General features: G+C 39.7%; 14 protein-coding genes. 12 read left to right on the forward strand and 2 right to left on the reverse strand.

What is annotated here, in order from left to right; genetic code table 11:
* The first annotated feature begins 82 nt into the window (after positions 1–82).
* The 5 genes from FZ940_RS00975 (at position 83) to FZ940_RS00995 (ending at position 7,436) form a co-directional block, all read left to right on the forward strand.
* Positions 83–3,307 carry a hypothetical protein gene (locus tag FZ940_RS00975; protein WP_148821171.1) on the forward strand — a complete coding sequence of 1,075 codons (3,225 nt, stop codon included), beginning with the start codon at positions 83–85 and terminating at the stop codon, positions 3,305–3,307.
* A 14-nt stretch (positions 3,308–3,321) separates the two neighbouring features.
* Positions 3,322–5,136: a hypothetical protein gene (locus FZ940_RS00980; RefSeq protein WP_148821172.1), complete on the forward strand. Its 1,815-nt coding sequence runs from the start codon at positions 3,322–3,324 to the stop codon at positions 5,134–5,136.
* Positions 5,137–5,238: 102 nt separating this feature from the next.
* A complete protein-coding gene (locus FZ940_RS00985; RefSeq protein WP_148821173.1) occupies positions 5,239–5,832 on the forward strand; it encodes a LemA family protein in 594 nt (197 codons plus the stop codon).
* A complete protein-coding gene (locus tag FZ940_RS00990) occupies positions 5,832–6,686 on the forward strand; it encodes a TPM domain-containing protein (protein ID WP_187422122.1) in 855 nt (284 codons plus the stop codon). The genes FZ940_RS00985 and FZ940_RS00990 overlap by 1 nt, the downstream gene beginning before the upstream one ends.
* A 66-nt stretch (positions 6,687–6,752) precedes the next feature.
* Entirely contained in the window at positions 6,753–7,436 is a 684-nt protein-coding gene (locus tag FZ940_RS00995) for an ABC transporter substrate-binding protein (protein WP_148821175.1), read from the forward strand.
* Between the two features lie 76 nt (positions 7,437–7,512).
* Here FZ940_RS00995 and FZ940_RS01000 read toward each other — a convergent pair whose 3' ends face one another.
* The gene (locus FZ940_RS01000) at positions 7,513–8,763 is read right to left on the reverse strand and encodes a pectate lyase family protein (protein ID WP_148821176.1); all 1,251 of its coding nucleotides are present in this window, start codon (positions 8,761–8,763) and stop codon (positions 7,513–7,515) included.
* A gap of 120 nt (positions 8,764–8,883) precedes the next feature.
* Entirely contained in the window at positions 8,884–9,981 is a 1,098-nt protein-coding gene (locus FZ940_RS01005; RefSeq protein ID WP_148821177.1) for a CinA family protein, read from the reverse strand.
* A 96-nt stretch (positions 9,982–10,077) separates the two neighbouring features.
* Here FZ940_RS01005 and ileS point away from each other — a divergent pair, with 96 nt between their 5' ends.
* From ileS to FZ940_RS01040, 7 genes are all read left to right on the forward strand, one after another.
* Positions 10,078–12,834: an isoleucine--tRNA ligase gene (ileS, locus tag FZ940_RS01010; protein WP_148821178.1), complete on the forward strand. Its 2,757-nt coding sequence runs from the start codon at positions 10,078–10,080 to the stop codon at positions 12,832–12,834.
* A 99-nt stretch (positions 12,835–12,933) separates the two neighbouring features.
* The gene (gatA, locus tag FZ940_RS01015; RefSeq protein WP_148821179.1) at positions 12,934–14,292 is read left to right on the forward strand and encodes an Asp-tRNA(Asn)/Glu-tRNA(Gln) amidotransferase subunit GatA; all 1,359 of its coding nucleotides are present in this window, start codon (positions 12,934–12,936) and stop codon (positions 14,290–14,292) included.
* Between the two features lie 4 nt (positions 14,293–14,296).
* On the forward strand, positions 14,297–15,745 hold the full coding sequence (guaB, locus tag FZ940_RS01020) for an IMP dehydrogenase (protein ID WP_148821180.1): 1,449 nt from the start codon (positions 14,297–14,299) through the stop codon (positions 15,743–15,745).
* Positions 15,745–16,851 carry a homoserine O-acetyltransferase MetX gene (gene metX, locus FZ940_RS01025; RefSeq protein ID WP_148821181.1) on the forward strand — a complete coding sequence of 369 codons (1,107 nt, stop codon included), beginning with the start codon at positions 15,745–15,747 and terminating at the stop codon, positions 16,849–16,851. Before guaB ends, metX begins: the two co-directional genes overlap by 1 nt.
* A 3-nt stretch (positions 16,852–16,854) precedes the next feature.
* Positions 16,855–17,046, forward strand: a complete 192-nt coding sequence (xseB, locus tag FZ940_RS01030; RefSeq protein ID WP_004317712.1) for an exodeoxyribonuclease VII small subunit — start codon at positions 16,855–16,857, stop codon at positions 17,044–17,046.
* On the forward strand, positions 17,039–17,833 hold the full coding sequence (locus tag FZ940_RS01035) for a carbon-nitrogen hydrolase family protein (RefSeq protein ID WP_148821182.1): 795 nt from the start codon (positions 17,039–17,041) through the stop codon (positions 17,831–17,833). The genes xseB and FZ940_RS01035 overlap by 8 nt, the downstream gene beginning before the upstream one ends.
* A 73-nt stretch (positions 17,834–17,906) precedes the next feature.
* A complete protein-coding gene (locus FZ940_RS01040; protein ID WP_148821183.1) occupies positions 17,907–18,260 on the forward strand; it encodes an MmcQ/YjbR family DNA-binding protein in 354 nt (117 codons plus the stop codon).
* Positions 18,261–18,331: the final 71 nt, after the last annotated feature.

Consider the following 18,331-nt stretch of genomic DNA (forward strand, 5'->3'; position numbering starts at 1 on the left):
TCTCATATAAAGTTATATCTTATAAAGATAGTATATAATCACGCAAAAATTTAAATAATACAAAAAGTAATAAGCAGTAATCTTGGCTAAAGAAGCTGGAGTGGTAAAATTTATTAGTGGCAAGGCGGTCGCTATCGATCAAAACGGAAATGAGAGAGAGCTAAAAGTAGGTGACATCCTTTATATGGGAGAGAGCATCAAGACAAGCGATGCAGCTGATAAAATAACAATCGTTTCAAATAATGGAAAAGAAATTACGATTGTAGGCAATGATACACTTGCTTTAAATCAAAGTACTATAGGCGCGGAGGGCTTGGCAGATGTTAGCGATTTGCAAAATGCTATTTTAAATGACGGAGATCTAACAAAACTTGAAGAGACCGCAGCTGGTGGAAACACTGCTGCTGGTGGTGGAGATGGTGTTAGTCTAAGTGACGCTAAATTTGCTGAGGGTGGTCACTACTCAAACATTAATGCAACATATAGAAATTTAAGTGATACAAACAGAGCTTTTGCATCATACGATAGCCCAATAAGCGGATACAATGGTGGAGATGATACTATAATCCCAAGCAATCCTCTTGTAACTTTTATAAGCGATCTTAATAACGATGGTACTTTAAGTAGGGTTGAGCATGCACGCGATACAAATTTAAATACATCAAAAGTTCTTATTACGATTCCAAATGATGGTACAGTAAGGGCTGGAGATATACTAAATATCACTATAACTAAACCAGATGGCAATACTGAAAATAAAACAATTCCTATCACTCCAACTATCATAAGCAATGGTTATCAGTTTGATGCTCCAATACAGACTGGTAAAATTTCAAAAGTTGATGCAACTATTACAAATTTTCAAGGAAATGTTAGTGGCAGAAGTGAAGATAGCGTAACTTCAAGTGGCTTTAGTGCTCCAGAGGTTAAATTTACAGAGGATAACGGTCCTGATAATAATCTATTAACATATACTGAAAATGCTAAAGATGGCAAATTAAATGAAACTCCAGTCCTTATAACTGTAAAAGATGTGATTGTCGGAGATGTGCTTCACGTGACTTTAACAAAGCCTAATGGCACAACCGAGCCTAGAAATGTAACTATTAATGAAGACATAATAAATAATGGATATAAGATAGGTAATATGCCAGTTGAACATGGTAAGCCTTCAAAAGTAGAAGCTTTTGTATCAGATCGTACAAACACAATGATAAGTGCAACTGCAAGTGACTCTACTACTCTTGATGTGAAGCCGACTTTGACATTTACAGAGGATCAAGACAGCAAAGATGGTGATGGTTATTTAAATGATCAAGAAAATAGTAAAGACAATGACTTTAGAAGCACTACAGTAGAAATAACTACTCTACCAAAAGATGTGGTTGTTGGTGATAAGATTGTCATAACTTATACTGATCCATTACATCCATCTCAAAATTTAGAAAAATCTATCACTCTTACACAAGAGATGATTGATAATCAAAAAGTAAATACATCTCTTCCAATATTTCCAGATGTAAGAACATCTGCTAGTGCTCATGTAGTGGATAAAGATGGTAATGTAAAAAGTGAAAATTCAGATCAAGATAGTGTAATGCCTATTGGTAGAAATTTAGAAATGACATTACCAGAAGAAAAGACTCTTCATGAAATTTCAAGACAAGAGAGTATGGATGAGCATGAAGTAAATGAGACAACAGCTCTTATAAGACTTCCGAATAAAATAGATAATGGTGACATAGTTACACTTACTATAAACGAGCCTACAAATGGCGTTTATACAAGAAATTTCACTATAAATATGAATGATAAAGGTGAGGTAACAAGTATAACAGAGATCGGCAATGGCGAACAAAATTTCCCATTGACAAAAGAGAGTTATAATCAATACTCATTTAAAGTACCAGGCTTTGATCTAAGAAATGGACAAGATACGACTATCAGAGCTAGCATCACAAACATGACACCAGGCAGACATACATCTATAAATGAGCCAGAAGTATCGGCCAGTTTAGAATATGTAAAAAAACCTGAAGTTATCTTTGGAGAGGCTAATGGCACTAGGAGTATGAGTAGGGAGCAAGCTATGAGTGATCATGATCTTAATAGCACAACAGTCACTATAAAGCTTCCTAAAAATGTAGTAAGTGGAGATAAACTAACTGTAACTATAAAAGAGCCAAATGAAGCTACTGCTAGAGAAATAAAATATACTATTGGAAAAGATAATAATGGTAAGTTCTTTGTAAAAGATAGCGATGGCAATAAAATAGATACAGAAACAGATGGTAGAAGCTTTAAAATTTCTGGCATTAAGACAGCAACTGGTCTAGAAACTAAAGTAACAGCTGAGATAAAAGATAAAGATGGTATTCAGCATGCAGAAGATGCAAGCACAGTTACTATCTCAAATATAAACGATATGGCGGTATATTTCAAAGAGGATGCTGACGGCAATGTGTCTTTAACGAGAGCTGAGAGTAAAGACGGAGAGGATCACGATCTACATAAAACTACGATAGTGGTAAAAGTACCAAACAATGTTATAGCTGGTGATGTGGTAACTGTAAAAATAGATAATGGTACTTCATCTGAGACTAAAAAGTATAATGTTATAAGCAATGTAAATGGAGAAATAAAGTTAGAACATGAAAAAGAAGATGGTACTAAAGAAACCATTACTACAAATGCTACAAAGAATAATGAGATAGAAATTCCTGGCGTAGAGATCATTGCTGGCAAGACCATAAATGTAACTACTGAGACCACCGATGCAAGTGGCGGCAAGAAAGCTGAAGCTGAAAATCATAACATCCTTGAAACGCTTAATGATGATATGAGAATCACTTTTGAAAAAGATACCGATAATGATGGCATCTTGGGTAGTGCAGAGGCAACTGGAGCGACTACTATAGCAACTATCAAGCTTCCTTCAAATTTTGTTTTAGGTGATAAATTAATAGTAGAGTCACATAACGAAGACACGCCAAATAATAAAACAATCAAGACATATGAGATAGTAAAAGACAATAACGGCAAATTAATAGCCAAAAATGGTAGTGAAGAGCTTGATATTACAGATGATGCTGACCGCAATAAGGTGGTCAAATATACACTTGACTTAACAGAAGATCATAAGACTATCATTAATGCCAAGGTTACTGATAAGACTGGTGCTGATAAGACTGGTGCTAATGAGGTTGAGACACAACTAGTGATATCACACTTGATGCTCAAGGCAATGGATCTGGAAGCGGATTTAGACTATTTATATATGAAGATACAAATAGAAATGGAGTTCTAAGTAGATATGAAGCTATGGATGATGGAAAATTAAATACCACTTCGGCAATACTTCAAATTCCAACTACTGTAAAAAGTGATGATATTATAAAAGTCAAGGTAAATGGTGGAGCAGAGAAAACTTATACTGTTGTTTCAAATGATGGTACAGACGTTACCATAAAAGATTCAGATGGCAGACTTGTTACACTTGAGCCAGGAAATAAACTAAGAATTTCTGATGTTCATATCGATAAAAATAATCCAGCAGTGGTTGAAGCTACTATAAATGGAGTGACAAAAATAGCTAAAGCTACGCTTCAAGCGATGGACACCAAAGGTCTAAAAGTCGAATTTGTTGAAGATAATGCAAGTAGAGATAATGTAATAGACAGGGATGAAGCTATTTTGGACAACGATATAAAAAAGACAACCATAAGTGTTCAATTACCATATAGTGTTGTAGCGGGTGATAAAGTAACAGTGACTATCAAAGAGCCTAAAGCCGATGGCTCTACGTCAACTAGACCTATAACTTATACTGTCACAGGAAATGCTAATGGTATAATTTCAGTTAAAAACGAAGATACTCAGGATACTCTGAACCTAAAAAACAACACTATAAAAATTCCTGGCGTTGCTATGCTTCCAGGTCGTGATACTAGTGCAGTAGCTACTATAAAAAATGGTGCTGAGACTACAACTAGCAGTGAAGCTAAAGTACAGCTTGCTCCTTTAAGTGATGCGGGATTAAGTGTAAGCATAGTTGCTGACAAAAATGACAATGGCATTATCTCAAGAGATGAGTCAGGTAGTAAAATTTCAAAGGTTCATGTTTCTATTCCGGGAAGTGTTATAGCTGGTGATAAGATAGATGTCAAGATAACAAATCCTGATGGATCTACTGCGACTAATCATTACGAAGTTATGAAAAAAGATGTAAATGGAAAAATTACACTTAAAAATTTAGATGATGGTTCTCAACAAACGCTTGATAGAGATAATCCACTTGATCTTGATGCTACTATCGCAGTTGATAAAGAAACAAAAGCTGAAGTTACTCTAACTGACACATTTGGTGAGAGCAAAACAGTAAGCGATACAGCACATGCTGAAATCGATGCTATAAGAGGTATCATGTTTAATAAAGATATAAAAACCTCAGAAAGTGGCGAGAGATCTACTACGGTTAAAGTTTATCTTAATGAAGATGCTAGAAATGGAGATACGGTAGAGTTTAAATACACTGATCCAGACAACCACCATGCACTAACCAAGACTGCAACACATACTTTATCGGCTGAAGATATAACAAAAGGTGTATTCGAGCAATCATTAGATATTAATGCTAGATCAGCTTATGATTTGGAAGTCAAAGCTACTCTTAAGACCTCGGATTCGGATGGTTTAGTGTCTAAGTCTTACGAGCCTTATGATAAATCACTTCATATAAATGTTCAAAACTATACGGTTAAATATGATGCAACAAAAGATATGAAAGGTGGCAAAGGCAACGATACTTTGGTCTTTGATGGCGACAAAGTTAACTTTAACAATATTCGTAATCTTGATTCAAAAGTAGAAAGCTTTGAAAATATTGAGCTTAAAGGCAAAACAGAAATTAAAGAATTGAATGCACAAAACATATTTGATATCACTGATAATCTAAACACTGTTCTTAAGATAAAAGGTGACGCAACCAATAAAGTGGATATCAAAGGTAAGTGGGAGTTAGAAAAAGATCCTTCTATACATGTAGATGCTGGATTTAAAGGCTATTCAAGTGTAGATCAAGTAAATGGCAAAACTATCCATATCCAAATAGAAGACAAGATCCAAACAGATATTTAATCTTCATAAAATGAGTGCGTAAATTCGCACTCATTTTATCTTCAAATTCATACTATTTTTTAAGCCCTCTTTTATTAATATTTCTTCGTTAAAGGAAAAAATATGAAAAATTTAATATCCGTTATCGTAGTTATCGCTGTACTAGCTTTTGGTGCTTTTAAGTATATAAATTCATTTGTTGCACTTGATGAAAATGTAAATGCAAAGTGGTCGCAGGTGTTAAATCAATATAAAAGAAGAGCCGAGCTTGTGCCAAATTTGGTTGAAACTGTAAAAGGCTACGCGGCCCATGAGCAAAAAATTTTTGAAGATGTGGCAAATGCTAGAAGCAAGAGCATGCAAGTAAGCGTTGATGCAAGCGGCCTTAGCGATGAAGTTAAGATGAAAGAATTTATGACAGCACAAAGCTCATTTGGTTTGGCACTTGGCAGGCTTATGGCAGTTAGTGAGAACTACCCAGAGCTAAAAGCAAATCAAAATTTCTTATCTCTTCAGAGTCAGCTTGAAGGTACGCAAAACCGCATAAGCGTAGCAATGCATGATTATATCGAAGCTGTAAAAGAGTATAACGTAGCCCTTAGAAGCTTTCCAAATAAATTTATAGCAAGTGCTTTTTATCCTGAGCTAAAGCCAAAACAAAATCTTGAAATAAGTAACGAAGAGAAGATAAATCCAAAAGTTTCATTTGAGAAATGATGAAGAAAATTTTTGCTCTTTTATTTTTTGTATTTTGCTTTTGTTTTGCCATAAATTTTAACGAGCAGATAAATGACGAGGCTCAAATTTTCTCTAAAAATGAGAAAGCTGAGCTTTTAAACTTAGTGCAAAATTACGAGCAAAATAGCACGACACAAATTGCTATCGTGACGCTTAAATCACTAGAAAATAAAAGCATAGAAGAGATCTCTCTTGAGATAGCTAGAGACTATAAGCTGGGACAAAAACAAAGCAGTAATGGAGTGCTTTTAATAATCGCTCCAAACGAGAGAAAAGTACGTATAGAAGTTGGTTATGGGCTTGAAGGCGTACTAACTGACGCTATTTCTAGCCAGATCATAAATGATGTGATAGTGCCAAAATTTAAGCAAGGAGATATGGGCGGTGGCGTCATAGAGGGCATAAGAGCCATCATAAAGGTAGCTAGTGGCGAAGAATTTGAAAGCGTGAGTGAAGATGAAGAGATACCATTTGGAATAGTTGCCTTTTTTGCTGGCATGATCTCGTGTTTTATCTCTGGCTTTTTAGGTAAATTTTTTATGCGAGTTGGCTTTAGTGCGTGTTTTGCAGGGCTGATATCTACGGTATTTGAGCAATTTTTTGGCGTGCAAAATTACTTCATTGTCTTTGCTATTGTATTTGTAATATTTTTTATTATTTTAAAAAATGCCTTTAAAAAAAATACTCAAGGCAAAAATACACACAGTGGCTTCAGACGAGATAGATCAGACTCAAATAGCAGTGGCAGCGGCCATTCAAGCAGTTCAAGAGGTGGTGGCTTTAGTGGTGGCGGAGGCGGTTTTGGCGGAGGTGGGGCAAGTGGCAGCTGGTAAAATTTCATCAAAGATTAGCTTGTAAAGCTCAAACCCTTTAAAATATATAAAAATTTAGGAGCAAAGATGCTAGCTGGCGAGCTACTTAAAAGCTATTTTGCTAAATTTGATCTGGTGGCGGTGCTTAGTAAATTTTTAGAGCAAAGTCATTTTGATAAAGAAAAATTTCAAGCACTCAGGCTAGATAGCTTTAAAAGTTTGGACAAGAGCCAAAGAGTGGAGCTTTTTAAAATAGCGGGCTTTAAAGCGCATCTTGACGCGAAATTTCAGGGCTTTTTGCGTGAGCTTATGCAAAGCAAGATCCTCGTTGTAAGTGGCGTGGAGTATAAATTTAGCGAGCTTGAAATTTACACCTGCTTTGATGCAAACACCTACAAAAGATCGTGCGAGGCGGGCGAAATTTACTTTCATAACTTTGGTTTTGACATCTCCTTTAAGAGCGAACCAGCACTTTATGGTGGCATCTTGGTAAGGAGTTTAAAGCCCTTAAATGAGCGCAATTTCATCTTTGGACCAAGAAAATGCGCCTTGCATATCTTAAATAGCAAAATAAGTAATTTAAATTTTGATCTAAAAGAGGCTGATTTTAGAGATGATGAGGTCGCTTTTACGCCAAGGATTAGGTCGTTTAAAGATGAGAGTGAGCTTCAAAATGACGCTTTAAGGGCGGTTAGTGGCGAGTTTATAGAGGCCCTTGAAAGTGCAAAAGAGTATAAAAAAAGAGTTGAAAATGCCTATAAAAAAGGGTGAAATTTATTTTTTTATCGGCTTTGAGGCTGAGAAATTTAGCCCCAAGCGTTTTGGCTAGCTTGGGGCTTTGGTGATATTATTTTATGACGGCTAGTTTGCCAGTGCCAGCGTTTTGATTTACCTCTTTTTGGACGTTTGAAGCTTCGAGGAGCTCAAATTTATATGTAGGCTCAAATGGCGGCTTAGTTAGCTTTTCGCAAATGCTGCCTTTTTTTGAAAGGTCTATGTTGCCGCTTTCAAAAATGGTGCCTTTGTTACACTTGTAGCTTATCTTGACACCATTTGTAAAGTAGTTGTTTTGAGCGTATATTAGTGAGCCAAAGCGCACGCCAATGGCGTATTTTTGGTCATAGAAGCCATCTTTTGAGTCATAAAAGTTGTTATAGACGTGCACCTTTGCATTGCGTGCCATAGGTAGGCGTTGCGCGCAGTTGTCAAAAACGTTATGAGCGACCGTTATAGTCCTTGTTTCGCTGCTGCCATCAGAGTCTCTTGAGCCAATCAAAATCGTTTTGTCATGGTTTTCAAAGATGTTGTGCGAGATCGTGATAGCCACACTGTCTCCCTTGATGTCGCATAGTCCGTCGTAAGTCTGCCATTTGATAAGCTCTCCGCCTGCTAAATGCACATGACCAAGCTCGACCGTATCCTTAAAATGGCAGTGATCTACCCAGATGTTTTTGCTTGACTCTATGCTGACGCTATCATATTGCGCATTAAAGCCGTCATTTTTTTGTATATCTGGAAATGGATCAAAAGCATCTTCGATCAACATATTACGGATCGCGATATTTTGGACATTTTTTAACAAAAGCGAGCCGCCTTTTATGCCTGAGTTTTCGCCTAAGCCGATTATTGTGGTGTTGCTAGTTACCGGCACTACGATGAGCTTTTTGTACTCGTTGGCTAAATTTTTGCGAAGCGCTGCTAACTTTGGATCTTGCGAACCGTCTAAATTTGCACGGCATGAAGCGCCGTAAGCCTGCATAAATTTGGCATAAGAGCTAAACTCGCCACCGCTAATCTCACTTATAAATTTATCCAGCCCATCGCTATTGCCATTTTGTGGGATCTTGCCTTCGCTAAGGTCTATGAGCCCATCCACATAGATGACGTAACCACCCATTTGAGCGTATTTTACGAGCTCTTGCCTATCTTTTACGACGACTTCTTTACTCTCTTTGCCGACGTATCCGCCAAAATTTTGCTCTGCACCAATGCTAGCGTAACCAAAGGGCGAGTCGCTTGCTTTTATCTCGCCTGCTTGAGCTAGAGCACCAAATGCAAATAACGAAGAAACGGCTAGAAACAATATCTTTTTAAACATCTTTAGCCTCCTAAATTTGGCTTTTTATTTTTGATCTTTTGTTAGAAAATCGCTGCCGAATTTTATTTTGGCTCATTAAATTTAGTGTAAGGCTTTTATAAATTTTTAGTAAAGTCAAATTTATGCGAAAAATATCTCACTTTTTAGGCGAAGTAGGCATAGATAGGCGCTTAGCACGCTCTGCTCTCTAATGTAGTTGCGATCTCCTTTTAAAAGAAGCCTCTCAACCTCGATGTTACCGTCTTTATCTCCGGCTGCGACATATACCGTGCCAACTGGCTTGCTGGCTGTGCCCCCACCTGGTCCTGCTATACCGCTAATCGCAAGTGCAAAGTCCGTATTTGTAGTGCTTAGCGTGCCTTTTACCATTGCTTTTACGCAAGGCTCGCTCACGGCTCCGTAAGTATCTAAAATTTCATCCTCAACGCCCAGCCACTCGTGCTTTATGTGATTTGCATAAGTTACTAACGAGCCATCAAAGCTAGCCGAGATGCCGCCATATCTTGCAAATTTAGCTGCCGCCAGCCCAGCCGTGCAAGACTCGGCAAATGAAATTTTAAGTCCCTTTTGTATGAGCCTTTTTGCTACAAATTCGATCGCATCTTTTTGCGGGATAAATTTTTGCGAAAATAGCGTTTTTACCCCTTGTAAAAAGCTCTCGATCTGACCAAATTTATTACTTTTTGCCCTTACTAGTATCAAATTTGGCAGGATCTGCGCAAGAGTGATATCGACCTCGTAAGTTTTAGCAAGTGGCAGCATGAGGATTCTAGCGCTATCAGTGTCGATGTCTATTAGATGAAAGTAGCTAAAATCAGGCTCGTACTTGACTAAAAACTCGCCTAGCTCTTCATTTGGATTGGCTTTTATGAGATTTATCTGGGCGTTATTTAGGCTGGCTAAGAAGCTATTTTTTGTGTAGTCTAAGCTATCTTTAAGCGCAAGTGTCGTGCTATCTTTTAGCTCGAGCGAGCCCCCAGTTAGCGTCGCTACGATCTTTGCAGCGATGGCAAAATTTTCATCCGAGCCAAAAATGCTTACAAAGTCGTAATCTTTTGATAAATTTTCGATCATAAAAGGTAGCTCTTTGCTATTTTTTGGAGCAAAACTGACCACTCCAAGCTCGCCAAAATGATCCTCGTAGCTTTGAAAAATGTAGTTTAGAAATTCTCTATTTATCTCAAGATCTTCGCCTATTATCAAGATACTTTGTCTCATTTTTAAGCTCCTTTTTTTTGCCTCATTATACTATTTTTCAGTGTGATTTAACCAGCACAGGTGTAAAATTAGCAAATTTTAAAATCAAGGTAAAAAATGGACTACAAAGAGACACTTTTACTCCCAGAGACAAATTTCCCAATGCGCGGAAATCTTCCACAAAATGAACCACAAAGACTAAAATCATGGTACGAAGACCGCAAGGTTTACGAAAAAATGAAGAAAAACCGCCAAAATGCGGCTAAAAATTTCAACATCCACGACGGCCCTCCGTATGCAAACGGCCACCTACACATCGGACATGCGCTAAATAAAATTTTAAAAGATATCATCACAAAAACGCACTATTTTTACGGCGAAAACGTCCGCTACGTGCCAGGCTGGGACTGCCATGGTTTGCCGATCGAGCAGCAAGTCGAAGTTAAGCTTGGCGATAAGAAAAAAGATCTTAGCAAGGTCGAGATCAGGGAGCTTTGCAGACAGCACGCGAGAGAATTTATAGATATCCAGCGCGATGAGTTTAAGACTCTTGGTATTATCGGCGACTTTGAAAATCCATACATGACGATGAAATTTGAGTTTGAGGCTGACATCTACAAAGCACTTTGCGAGATCGCTAAAAAGGGCCTTTTGATAGAAAGAAGCAAGCCAGTTTATTGGAGCTGGGCGGCCAGATCGGCGCTAGCTGAAGCTGAGGTCGAGTACGAGGAGAAAGAGGACTACTCAATATATGTAGCCTTTGGTCTTGACAGCGACGCGCTAGAAAAGCTTGGTGTAAAAGAGGCAAGCGCAGTGATTTGGACGACCACGCCTTGGACACTTCCAGCAAATCAAGCCATAAGCCTAAATCCAGATGAAATTTACGTCCTAACTGCTGAAAATTTGATTTTTGCAAAGCCACTACTTGAGAGTATCGTAGAAAGCGGACTAAGCAAGGGTGAGATCAAAAAAGAATTTAAAGCAAGTCTGCTTGAAAACGCTCACACGATAAATCCGCTAAACGGCAGACAATCTAAATTTTTACTAGGCGATCACGTTATGATGGACGGCGGTACTGGACTTGTTCATACAGCTCCAGGACACGGCGAGGACGACTACTATGTATGTTTGAAATATGGCTTTAGTGAAATTTTGATGCCAGTTGATGATGGTGGCTGCTACGATGAGAGCTTAAAACATCACGGACTATTTAGAAGCGACGTGGTAGACGAGTTTGTCGGTATGCATATCTTTAAAGCAAATGAGAAAATTTTAGAGCTACTTGGCAAAAATTTACTTAGCGTCTCTAAATTTAGACACTCTTATCCATTCTGCTGGAGAACGCATAAGCCTGTTATTTACAGAGCTACAAAGCAGTGGTTCATCGCTATGGACGAGGCAAAACTAGGTGGAAAAACACTTAGACAAACAGCACGCGAGGAGCTTGAAAAGGTTAAATTTTACCCAAGCGTGGGTATAAAAAGAATAGGCTCGATGATAGAAAATCGCCCAGACTGGTGCATCTCTCGTCAGCGTGACTGGGGCGTGCCGATCGCGTTTTTCAGAGACAAAGCGACAAAAGAAGTTATATTTGATAGTGAAATTTTAGACCACATCGCAGGCATTTTCAAAGAAAAAGGCGCTGATGCGTGGTGGGCGCTAAGTATAGACGAGCTGTTACCAAAAGGCTCAAGATACAAGTCTGAAAATTTAGAAAAAGTGATGGATATCCTTGACGTTTGGTTTGATAGTGGCTCGACATGGCATGCGGTCTTGCAAAGCGATGAGTACGATGCTGGTAAATACCCTGCAAGCATGTATCTTGAGGGTTCAGATCAGCACAGAGGCTGGTTTCAAAGCTCACTTCTAGTAAGCACAGCTGTAAATTCTCACGCACCTTATGAGAGCATACTAACTCACGGCTTTACAGTCGATGCCAAGGGCGAGAAGATGAGTAAGAGTAAGGGCAATGTCATCGCTCCACAAGACGTGGCTAAGACTCATGGCGTCGAAATTTTACGCCTTTGGGTTGGTATGAGTGATTATTCAAGCGACCTAAAGATCAGCGAAGATATATTAAAACAAATAAGCGAGCAATACCGCAAAATTCGCAACACGATCCGCTTCTTGCTAGCAAACGTAAATGATCTTGAAAGCTTAAATACAGAGTTTAGCATCCTTGATAAATGGATATTAGCGCGCGCTAAAAAAGTCTTTGATGAAGCGAGTGCTTGCTTTAAAAACTACGACTTTTCAAAGGGTTTTAACATCCTTTTAAATTTCCTTTCAGCCGATCTTAGTGGCGTATATCTTGACGTTTGTAAAGATAGACTTTACTGCGATGCAAAGGACGCTCCAAGAAGAATATCAGCTCAAAGCGCGATGGCGATCATCACAAAGGCACTTTTGCCACTCATCGCTCCAACGCTTACTTACACCGTCGATGAGGTGATGGACTACGCTCCAAAGATCATCAAAGGCGAGGCAAAAGACGCGTTTGACTTAGTCTATGAGCCGATCAAGTTTGACCTTAGTTTTGAAGATGAGCTGCTTTTTGCCAGCAGGGAGAAATTTAACGAGATCGTGGACGTTCTTAAAAAGGACAAAAAGATAAAATCAACCCTAGAGCTAAGCCTAGAGACCACAAACCATAACATCACAAGCTACGACGAGCGCGAAGTGGCCGATCTTTACATGGTAAGCTCGGTTAAAGCTTACGATGATAGCGAGCCGTTAGCTGAGTTTGAGCTAGAGGGTGATAAATTTAAGATCATGGCAAGCGAGCTTCATAAATGCCCAAGATGCTGGAAATTTAACGCTAGCAAAGAAGATGCGCTATGCCCAAGATGTGAAGAGGTCATAAGTGCTAAGTGAGCCAGTAAGCGCAACTATCATAGTTGCAACGATCGCTGTGGTGGTCGTTGCTAGCTTGTTTAGTATATTTTTGGTTAATAAATTTAAAGGATAAAAATAGTGGTAACTTTGAAAGAAGCTTTAAAATTTTCAGCTGAAGAGATAAAAGATTTACGAGCTGAGCTTGAGGCAAAGATCATAAAAGAAAAAGAGCTTGGCGCTTATGTTGAGCAGCTAGCAAATTTAGAGATCGCAAAACTAGGCGAGGGCGTGCCTATCGCTATAAAAGACAACATTCAAGTAAAAGGCTGGAGTGTCACGTGTGCCTCAAAAATTTTACAAGGCTACGTAGCACCTTATAATGCAACCGTAATAGAAAAGCTACTTAGCAAAAATTTAGCTCCATTTGGCCGCACAAATATGGACGAATTTGCTATGGGAAGCACGACTGAGAGCTCATTTTACGGCAAAACACTAAACCCACTAAATCACGCTCACGTACCAGGCGGCAGTAGCGGTGGCTCAGCAGCAGCAGTCGCAGCTGGCCTTGCAGTAGCCGCACTTGGTAGCGATACTGGTGGCTCGATTCGCCAGCCAGCGGCATTTTGTGGATGCGTAGGGCTCAAGCCAACTTATGGCAGAGTGAGTAGATACGGCCTTGGCGCGTATTCAAGCAGCCTTGATCAAATAGGTCCGATCGCTCAAAACGTAGAAGATGCAGCCATTTTATATGACGCGATCGCTGGACATGACCCAAAAGATAGCACAAGCGCAGATGTACCGTTTGTGAGCGTTAGCGACAAGATAGATGGCAACAAAAAGCTAAAAATTTGTGTCATCAAAAACTACGTCGAAAACGCAAGCGAGCAGACAAAAGTCGCTTTAAATTTAGCAATCGAGAAGCTAAAATCACACGGTCACAGCGTAACTTACACAAATTTTGAAGACTCAAAATACGACGTCGCAACCTACTACATAATAGCAACCGCAGAGGCAAGCGCAAATTTAAGCCGCTACGATGGCGTAAGATACGGCAGACGCGCAGATGCTAGAAATTTAAAAGAGCTATATATAAACTCACGCTCTGAAGGCTTTGGTGAAGAGGTAAAAAGAAGAATTTTGCTTGGTACGTTTGTATTAAGTAGCGGATATTACGATGCTTACTACATCAAAGCGCAAAAAGCAAGAGCGCATATAAAAGCTCAATACGAGAAAATTTTAGAAGAAAATGATCTTATCTTCATGCCAGTTGCTCCAAGCACAGCCTATAAATTTGGAGCACACAGTGATCCGCTTCAAGCCTATCTAAGCGACATCTACACGATCAGCGTAAATTTAGCAGGCCTACCAGCTATCTCTGTGCCAGTTGGCAAAGATGATCAAAATTTAAACGTGAGCGCCCAGCTCATCGCAAAAGCGTGGGACGAACAGACCTTGATAAATGGTGCTAAGAGCCTAGAAAATTTAATAAAAGGATAAAAATATGAAGATAGTAAAGAGAGCTTTAACATTTGAGGATGTGCTTCTTGTGCCGCAATACTCTGAAATTTTGCCAAAGCAAGTTGATGTCAAAACCAGAATCAGCAAAAATATCACGCTAAATATCCCGATCGTCTCTGCTGCGATGGATACGGTGACTGAGCATAGAACTGCTATCATGATGGCAAGGCTCGGCGGTATCGGCGTCATCCACAAAAATATGGATATCGAAAGCCAAGCAAAAGAGGTCAAACGCGTCAAAAAAAGCGAAAGTGGCGTCATCATCGATCCTATCTTTATAAATCCAGAAGCGACCGTGGCTGAAGCTCTAAGCCTTATGTCAGATCTTCATATTTCAGGCGTTCCAGTCATCGACAAAGACCGCAAACTAATAGGAATTTTAACAAACCGCGATTTGAGATTTGAGACAAATATGAGCACTTTAGTAAAAGACCGCATGACAAAAGCACCGCTCATAACTGCACCAAAAGGTTGCACACTTGATGATGCGGAGAAAATTTTCTCTCAAAATAGAGTTGAGAAGCTACCTATCGTCGATAAAGATGGCAGGCTTGATGGGCTTATTACCATAAAAGATCTAAAAAAACGCAAAGAGTATCCAAATGCAAACAAAGATAGCTACGGCAGACTTCGCGTGGCAGCGGCTATTGGTGTGGGTCAGATAGAGCGCGCTAAAGCCCTTGTAGATGCTGGCGTAGACGTCATCGTCATCGACTCAGCTCACGGCCACTCAAAGGGTATCATCGATACTTTAAGAGAAGTAAAAGCAAATTTTAAAGTTGACGTCGTAGCTGGCAATATCGCAAACCCAGCAGCCGTAAAAGACCTAGCTGAGGCTGGAGCTGACGGCATAAAAGTAGGCATTGGACCAGGGTCTATTTGTACTACAAGGATTGTTGCTGGCGTTGGTGTGCCTCAAATTTCAGCGATTGATGACTGCGCAAGCGAAGCAGCGAAATATGGCATTCCAGTTATCGCTGACGGCGGTTTAAAATACTCAGGCGACGTGGCAAAAGCCCTTGCAGCAGGTGCGGCGTGCGTTATGGCAGGTAGCTTGCTAGCAGGATGTGAAGAGAGCCCAGGCGAACTGATAACATTCCAAGGTCGCCAGTACAAAGTATATCGTGGTATGGGCTCAATAGGTGCTATGACAAAGGGTAGTTCTGATCGCTACTTCCAAGAAGGCACCGCTCAAGACAAGCTTGTACCTGAAGGTATCGAAGGTCGTGTGCCATTTGCTGGAAGCATAAAAGATGTGATACATCAGCTAATAGGCGGCCTAAGAAGCGCGATGGGTTATGTCGGCGCAAAAGATATCCCAACTCTTCAAGAAAAAGCTGAATTTGTCGAGATAACAAGCGCAGGACTAAAAGAGAGCCACGTCCACGACGTCGTTATCACTCACGAGGCACCAAACTACAAAGTCAATTAGTGTTAAACCTGCAAACTAGAACTATTAAATTTAACGAGCCACTCTATCTTGAGAGTGGCCGTATGCTATCAAATTTCAAGCTTATTTATGAGACTTACGGCACGCTAAATGCTGATAAAAGCAACGTTATCGTCATCTGTCACGCCCTAACTGGCTCACACCACGCTGCTGGCACCTACGCAGGCGATGAGAAAGCTGGCTGGTGGGACTGGCTAATAGGCAGTAAAAAGGCGGTTGATACCGATAAATTTTACGTTATCTGCGTAAATATCCTGGGATCGTGCTTTGGTTCGACTTCGCCGCTAAGCGTGGATAGAAGCAGTGGCAAAGAGTATAGGTTAAATTTCCCTGTCCTTGCCATAAGCGATGTGGTAAAGGCGCAAATGAGGCTATTTAGCGAGCTTGGTATTACAAGAGCAAGAGCTGTGATCGGCGGCAGTCTTGGCGGTATGCAAGCACTTTGTTGCGCTATCGAGTTTCCAGAATTTGCGCAAGATATTATAATGCTTGCAAGTACCTATCAGACTAAGCCCTGGGCGATAGCTTTTAACAAAATCGCCATCGAAGCCATTTTAAACGATGAAAATTTCAAAAATGGCGAATACGACGTGGAATTTATAAGAAAAAATGGGCTAAAAGGTATGGCTTACGGCAGGATGGCAGGCCATATCAGCTTTTTAAGCCCTGATAGCATGGATGAGAAATTTGGACGAAACTACGTAGAAACTGACGGTCTTTATGAGCTTTCTGGGCGCTTTCAGGTGGATCGCTATATGGAGTACAACGGCTACAATTTCCCAAAGAGGTTTGATCCGCTAAGCTACCTATATATCGTAAAAATGATGAATATCTTTGACTGCACAAGACACTATGACAACCTAAAAGACGCCCTTGCGCCAATAAAAGCAAATTTGCATCTAATCGCATTTAAGGGCGATCTGCTCTTTCCGCCAAGCTGCATGAGAGAAATTTACGATGCGCTTTGCGAGATGGGGCGAGGAGAGAATACAAATTTTGTAGAGATAGATAGCAACTACGGCCACGACGCATTTTTGGTCGAGATAGAAAAATTTGATGGATATATAAAAAATATATTAAAAGGATAGAAAATGGAGCAAAAAGAGCAGAGCTTTGAAGAAAAATTAGCCCTAGCAGATAAAATTTTAAACGATCTAAACAAAGATGATGTGAGTCTAGAAAATAGCATAAAGCTGCACGAGCAGGGCAAAAAGCTCTTAAATGAAGCAAGAGAAATTTTAGAAAACGCAAAACTTAGCATAAAGCAGGTGGATGATGAGTAGAATTTGTGCTCTTCAGCTACCAACGCAGCCTTTAAGTGAGGCAAGGCTTGATTATTACCTAAAAATTTGTGCGGACGAAAATGCAAGGCTTGTTGTCCTTGGTGAATATGTGCTAAATAGTTTTTTTAAAGAGCTCATTAGCATGCCAAAAAGCCTTATAAAAGAGCAAAGCGAGCGCAAAAAAGAGGCTCTTTTTGCAATGGCAAAAAAGTACGATCTAAATATTGTTGCACCCATTGTAAATCTAAAAGGCAAGGAAATTTTTAAAAGTCTAGCCAAATTTACCTCAACACAAGTCAAGCTATATGATCAGCAAATTCTCATGCCTTACGCTCACTGGAATGAGGCTAAATTCTTTAATAACACAAGCGATGAGCTAAATTTACCTATCTTTACCTATGATAAATTTAAGGTTGGCGTCATGTTTGGTTACGAGGCGCACTTTGACGTGTGCTGGGCGTATATGAGTGCTAAAAAGGTCGATATCGTGCTTGTGCCAACGGCTTGCACGTTTTTCTCGCAGGCGCGTTGGGAGGAGCTTTTAAAGGTTAGAGCCTTTACAAACAACGTCTACGTGCTTCGCGTAAATCGCGTGGGAAGCCATAAGAGTGAGGACGAGCAGTGGAGTTTTTATGGTGACTCGATGCTTATTAGCCCATTTGGCGAGGTTAAGAACAGGCTTGGCAAAAATGAAGAGATGTTGATCGATGAGCTTAGCAAAAAGGAGCTTAGCGAGGCTAGAAGCACCTGGGGCTTTATGCAGATAGAGGCTAAATTTAAAAGATGAAGCGCTGCATCTGGGCCGAAAAGAGCGAGTTTAGCAAGAGTGGGCGCTCTTTAAAGGAATTTTGGAGTGAATTTTGAAACGAAGTGACGTTGAGAGATATATAAAAGAGAAATTTGACATTTTAGGTGAGCAAATTTTCCCAAAATATCCAAAATTTAGTGCCTTTCGTCACAAGAAAAATGAGAAGTGGTTTGCACTGCTTATGGAGATAAGCGCTAGCAAGCTTGGGCTTGAAAGTGACGAGATGATAGAGGTTTTAAATCTAAAATGTAGCCCTGATCTAGCGATGGTGCTAGTTGATGAGCAGCAAATTTTTAAAGCATATCACATGAATAAAAAACACTGGATAAGTGTAAATTTAAACTCTGAAATCTCACAAAAAACTGTTTTTGACCTTATGGACGAGAGCTTTACCTTAAGCAAATAAAAGCCATTTTTCAGCCTTAAATTTAGTAGTTTTTGTTAAAATCACGAAAAAATTTAAGGATAAAATTTGCA

It is taken from the genome of Campylobacter concisus (genome assembly GCF_902460415.1).
GTDB classification, from domain to species: domain Bacteria; phylum Campylobacterota; class Campylobacteria; order Campylobacterales; family Campylobacteraceae; genus Campylobacter_A; species Campylobacter_A concisus_Y.

Excerpts from the sequence above, each read along its gene's own strand:
- FZ940_RS00980 (WP_148821172.1), top strand. The coding sequence starts at position 3,322 with ATGGATGATGGAAAATTAAATACCACTTCGGCAATACTTCAAATTCCA.
- FZ940_RS00985 (WP_148821173.1), top strand. The coding sequence starts at position 5,239 with ATGAAAAATTTAATATCCGTTATCGTAGTTATCGCTGTACTAGCTTTT.
- FZ940_RS00990 (WP_187422122.1), top strand. The coding sequence starts at position 5,832 with ATGAAGAAAATTTTTGCTCTTTTATTTTTTGTATTTTGCTTTTGTTTT.
- FZ940_RS00995 (WP_148821175.1), top strand. The coding sequence starts at position 6,753 with ATGCTAGCTGGCGAGCTACTTAAAAGCTATTTTGCTAAATTTGATCTG.
- FZ940_RS01000 (WP_148821176.1), bottom strand. The coding sequence starts at position 8,763 with ATGTTTAAAAAGATATTGTTTCTAGCCGTTTCTTCGTTATTTGCATTT.
- FZ940_RS01005 (WP_148821177.1), bottom strand. The coding sequence starts at position 9,981 with ATGAGACAAAGTATCTTGATAATAGGCGAAGATCTTGAGATAAATAGA.
- ileS (WP_148821178.1), top strand. The coding sequence starts at position 10,078 with ATGGACTACAAAGAGACACTTTTACTCCCAGAGACAAATTTCCCAATG.
- guaB (WP_148821180.1), top strand. The coding sequence starts at position 14,297 with ATGAAGATAGTAAAGAGAGCTTTAACATTTGAGGATGTGCTTCTTGTG.
- xseB (WP_004317712.1), top strand. The coding sequence starts at position 16,855 with ATGGAGCAAAAAGAGCAGAGCTTTGAAGAAAAATTAGCCCTAGCAGAT.
- FZ940_RS01035 (WP_148821182.1), top strand. The coding sequence starts at position 17,039 with ATGAGTAGAATTTGTGCTCTTCAGCTACCAACGCAGCCTTTAAGTGAG.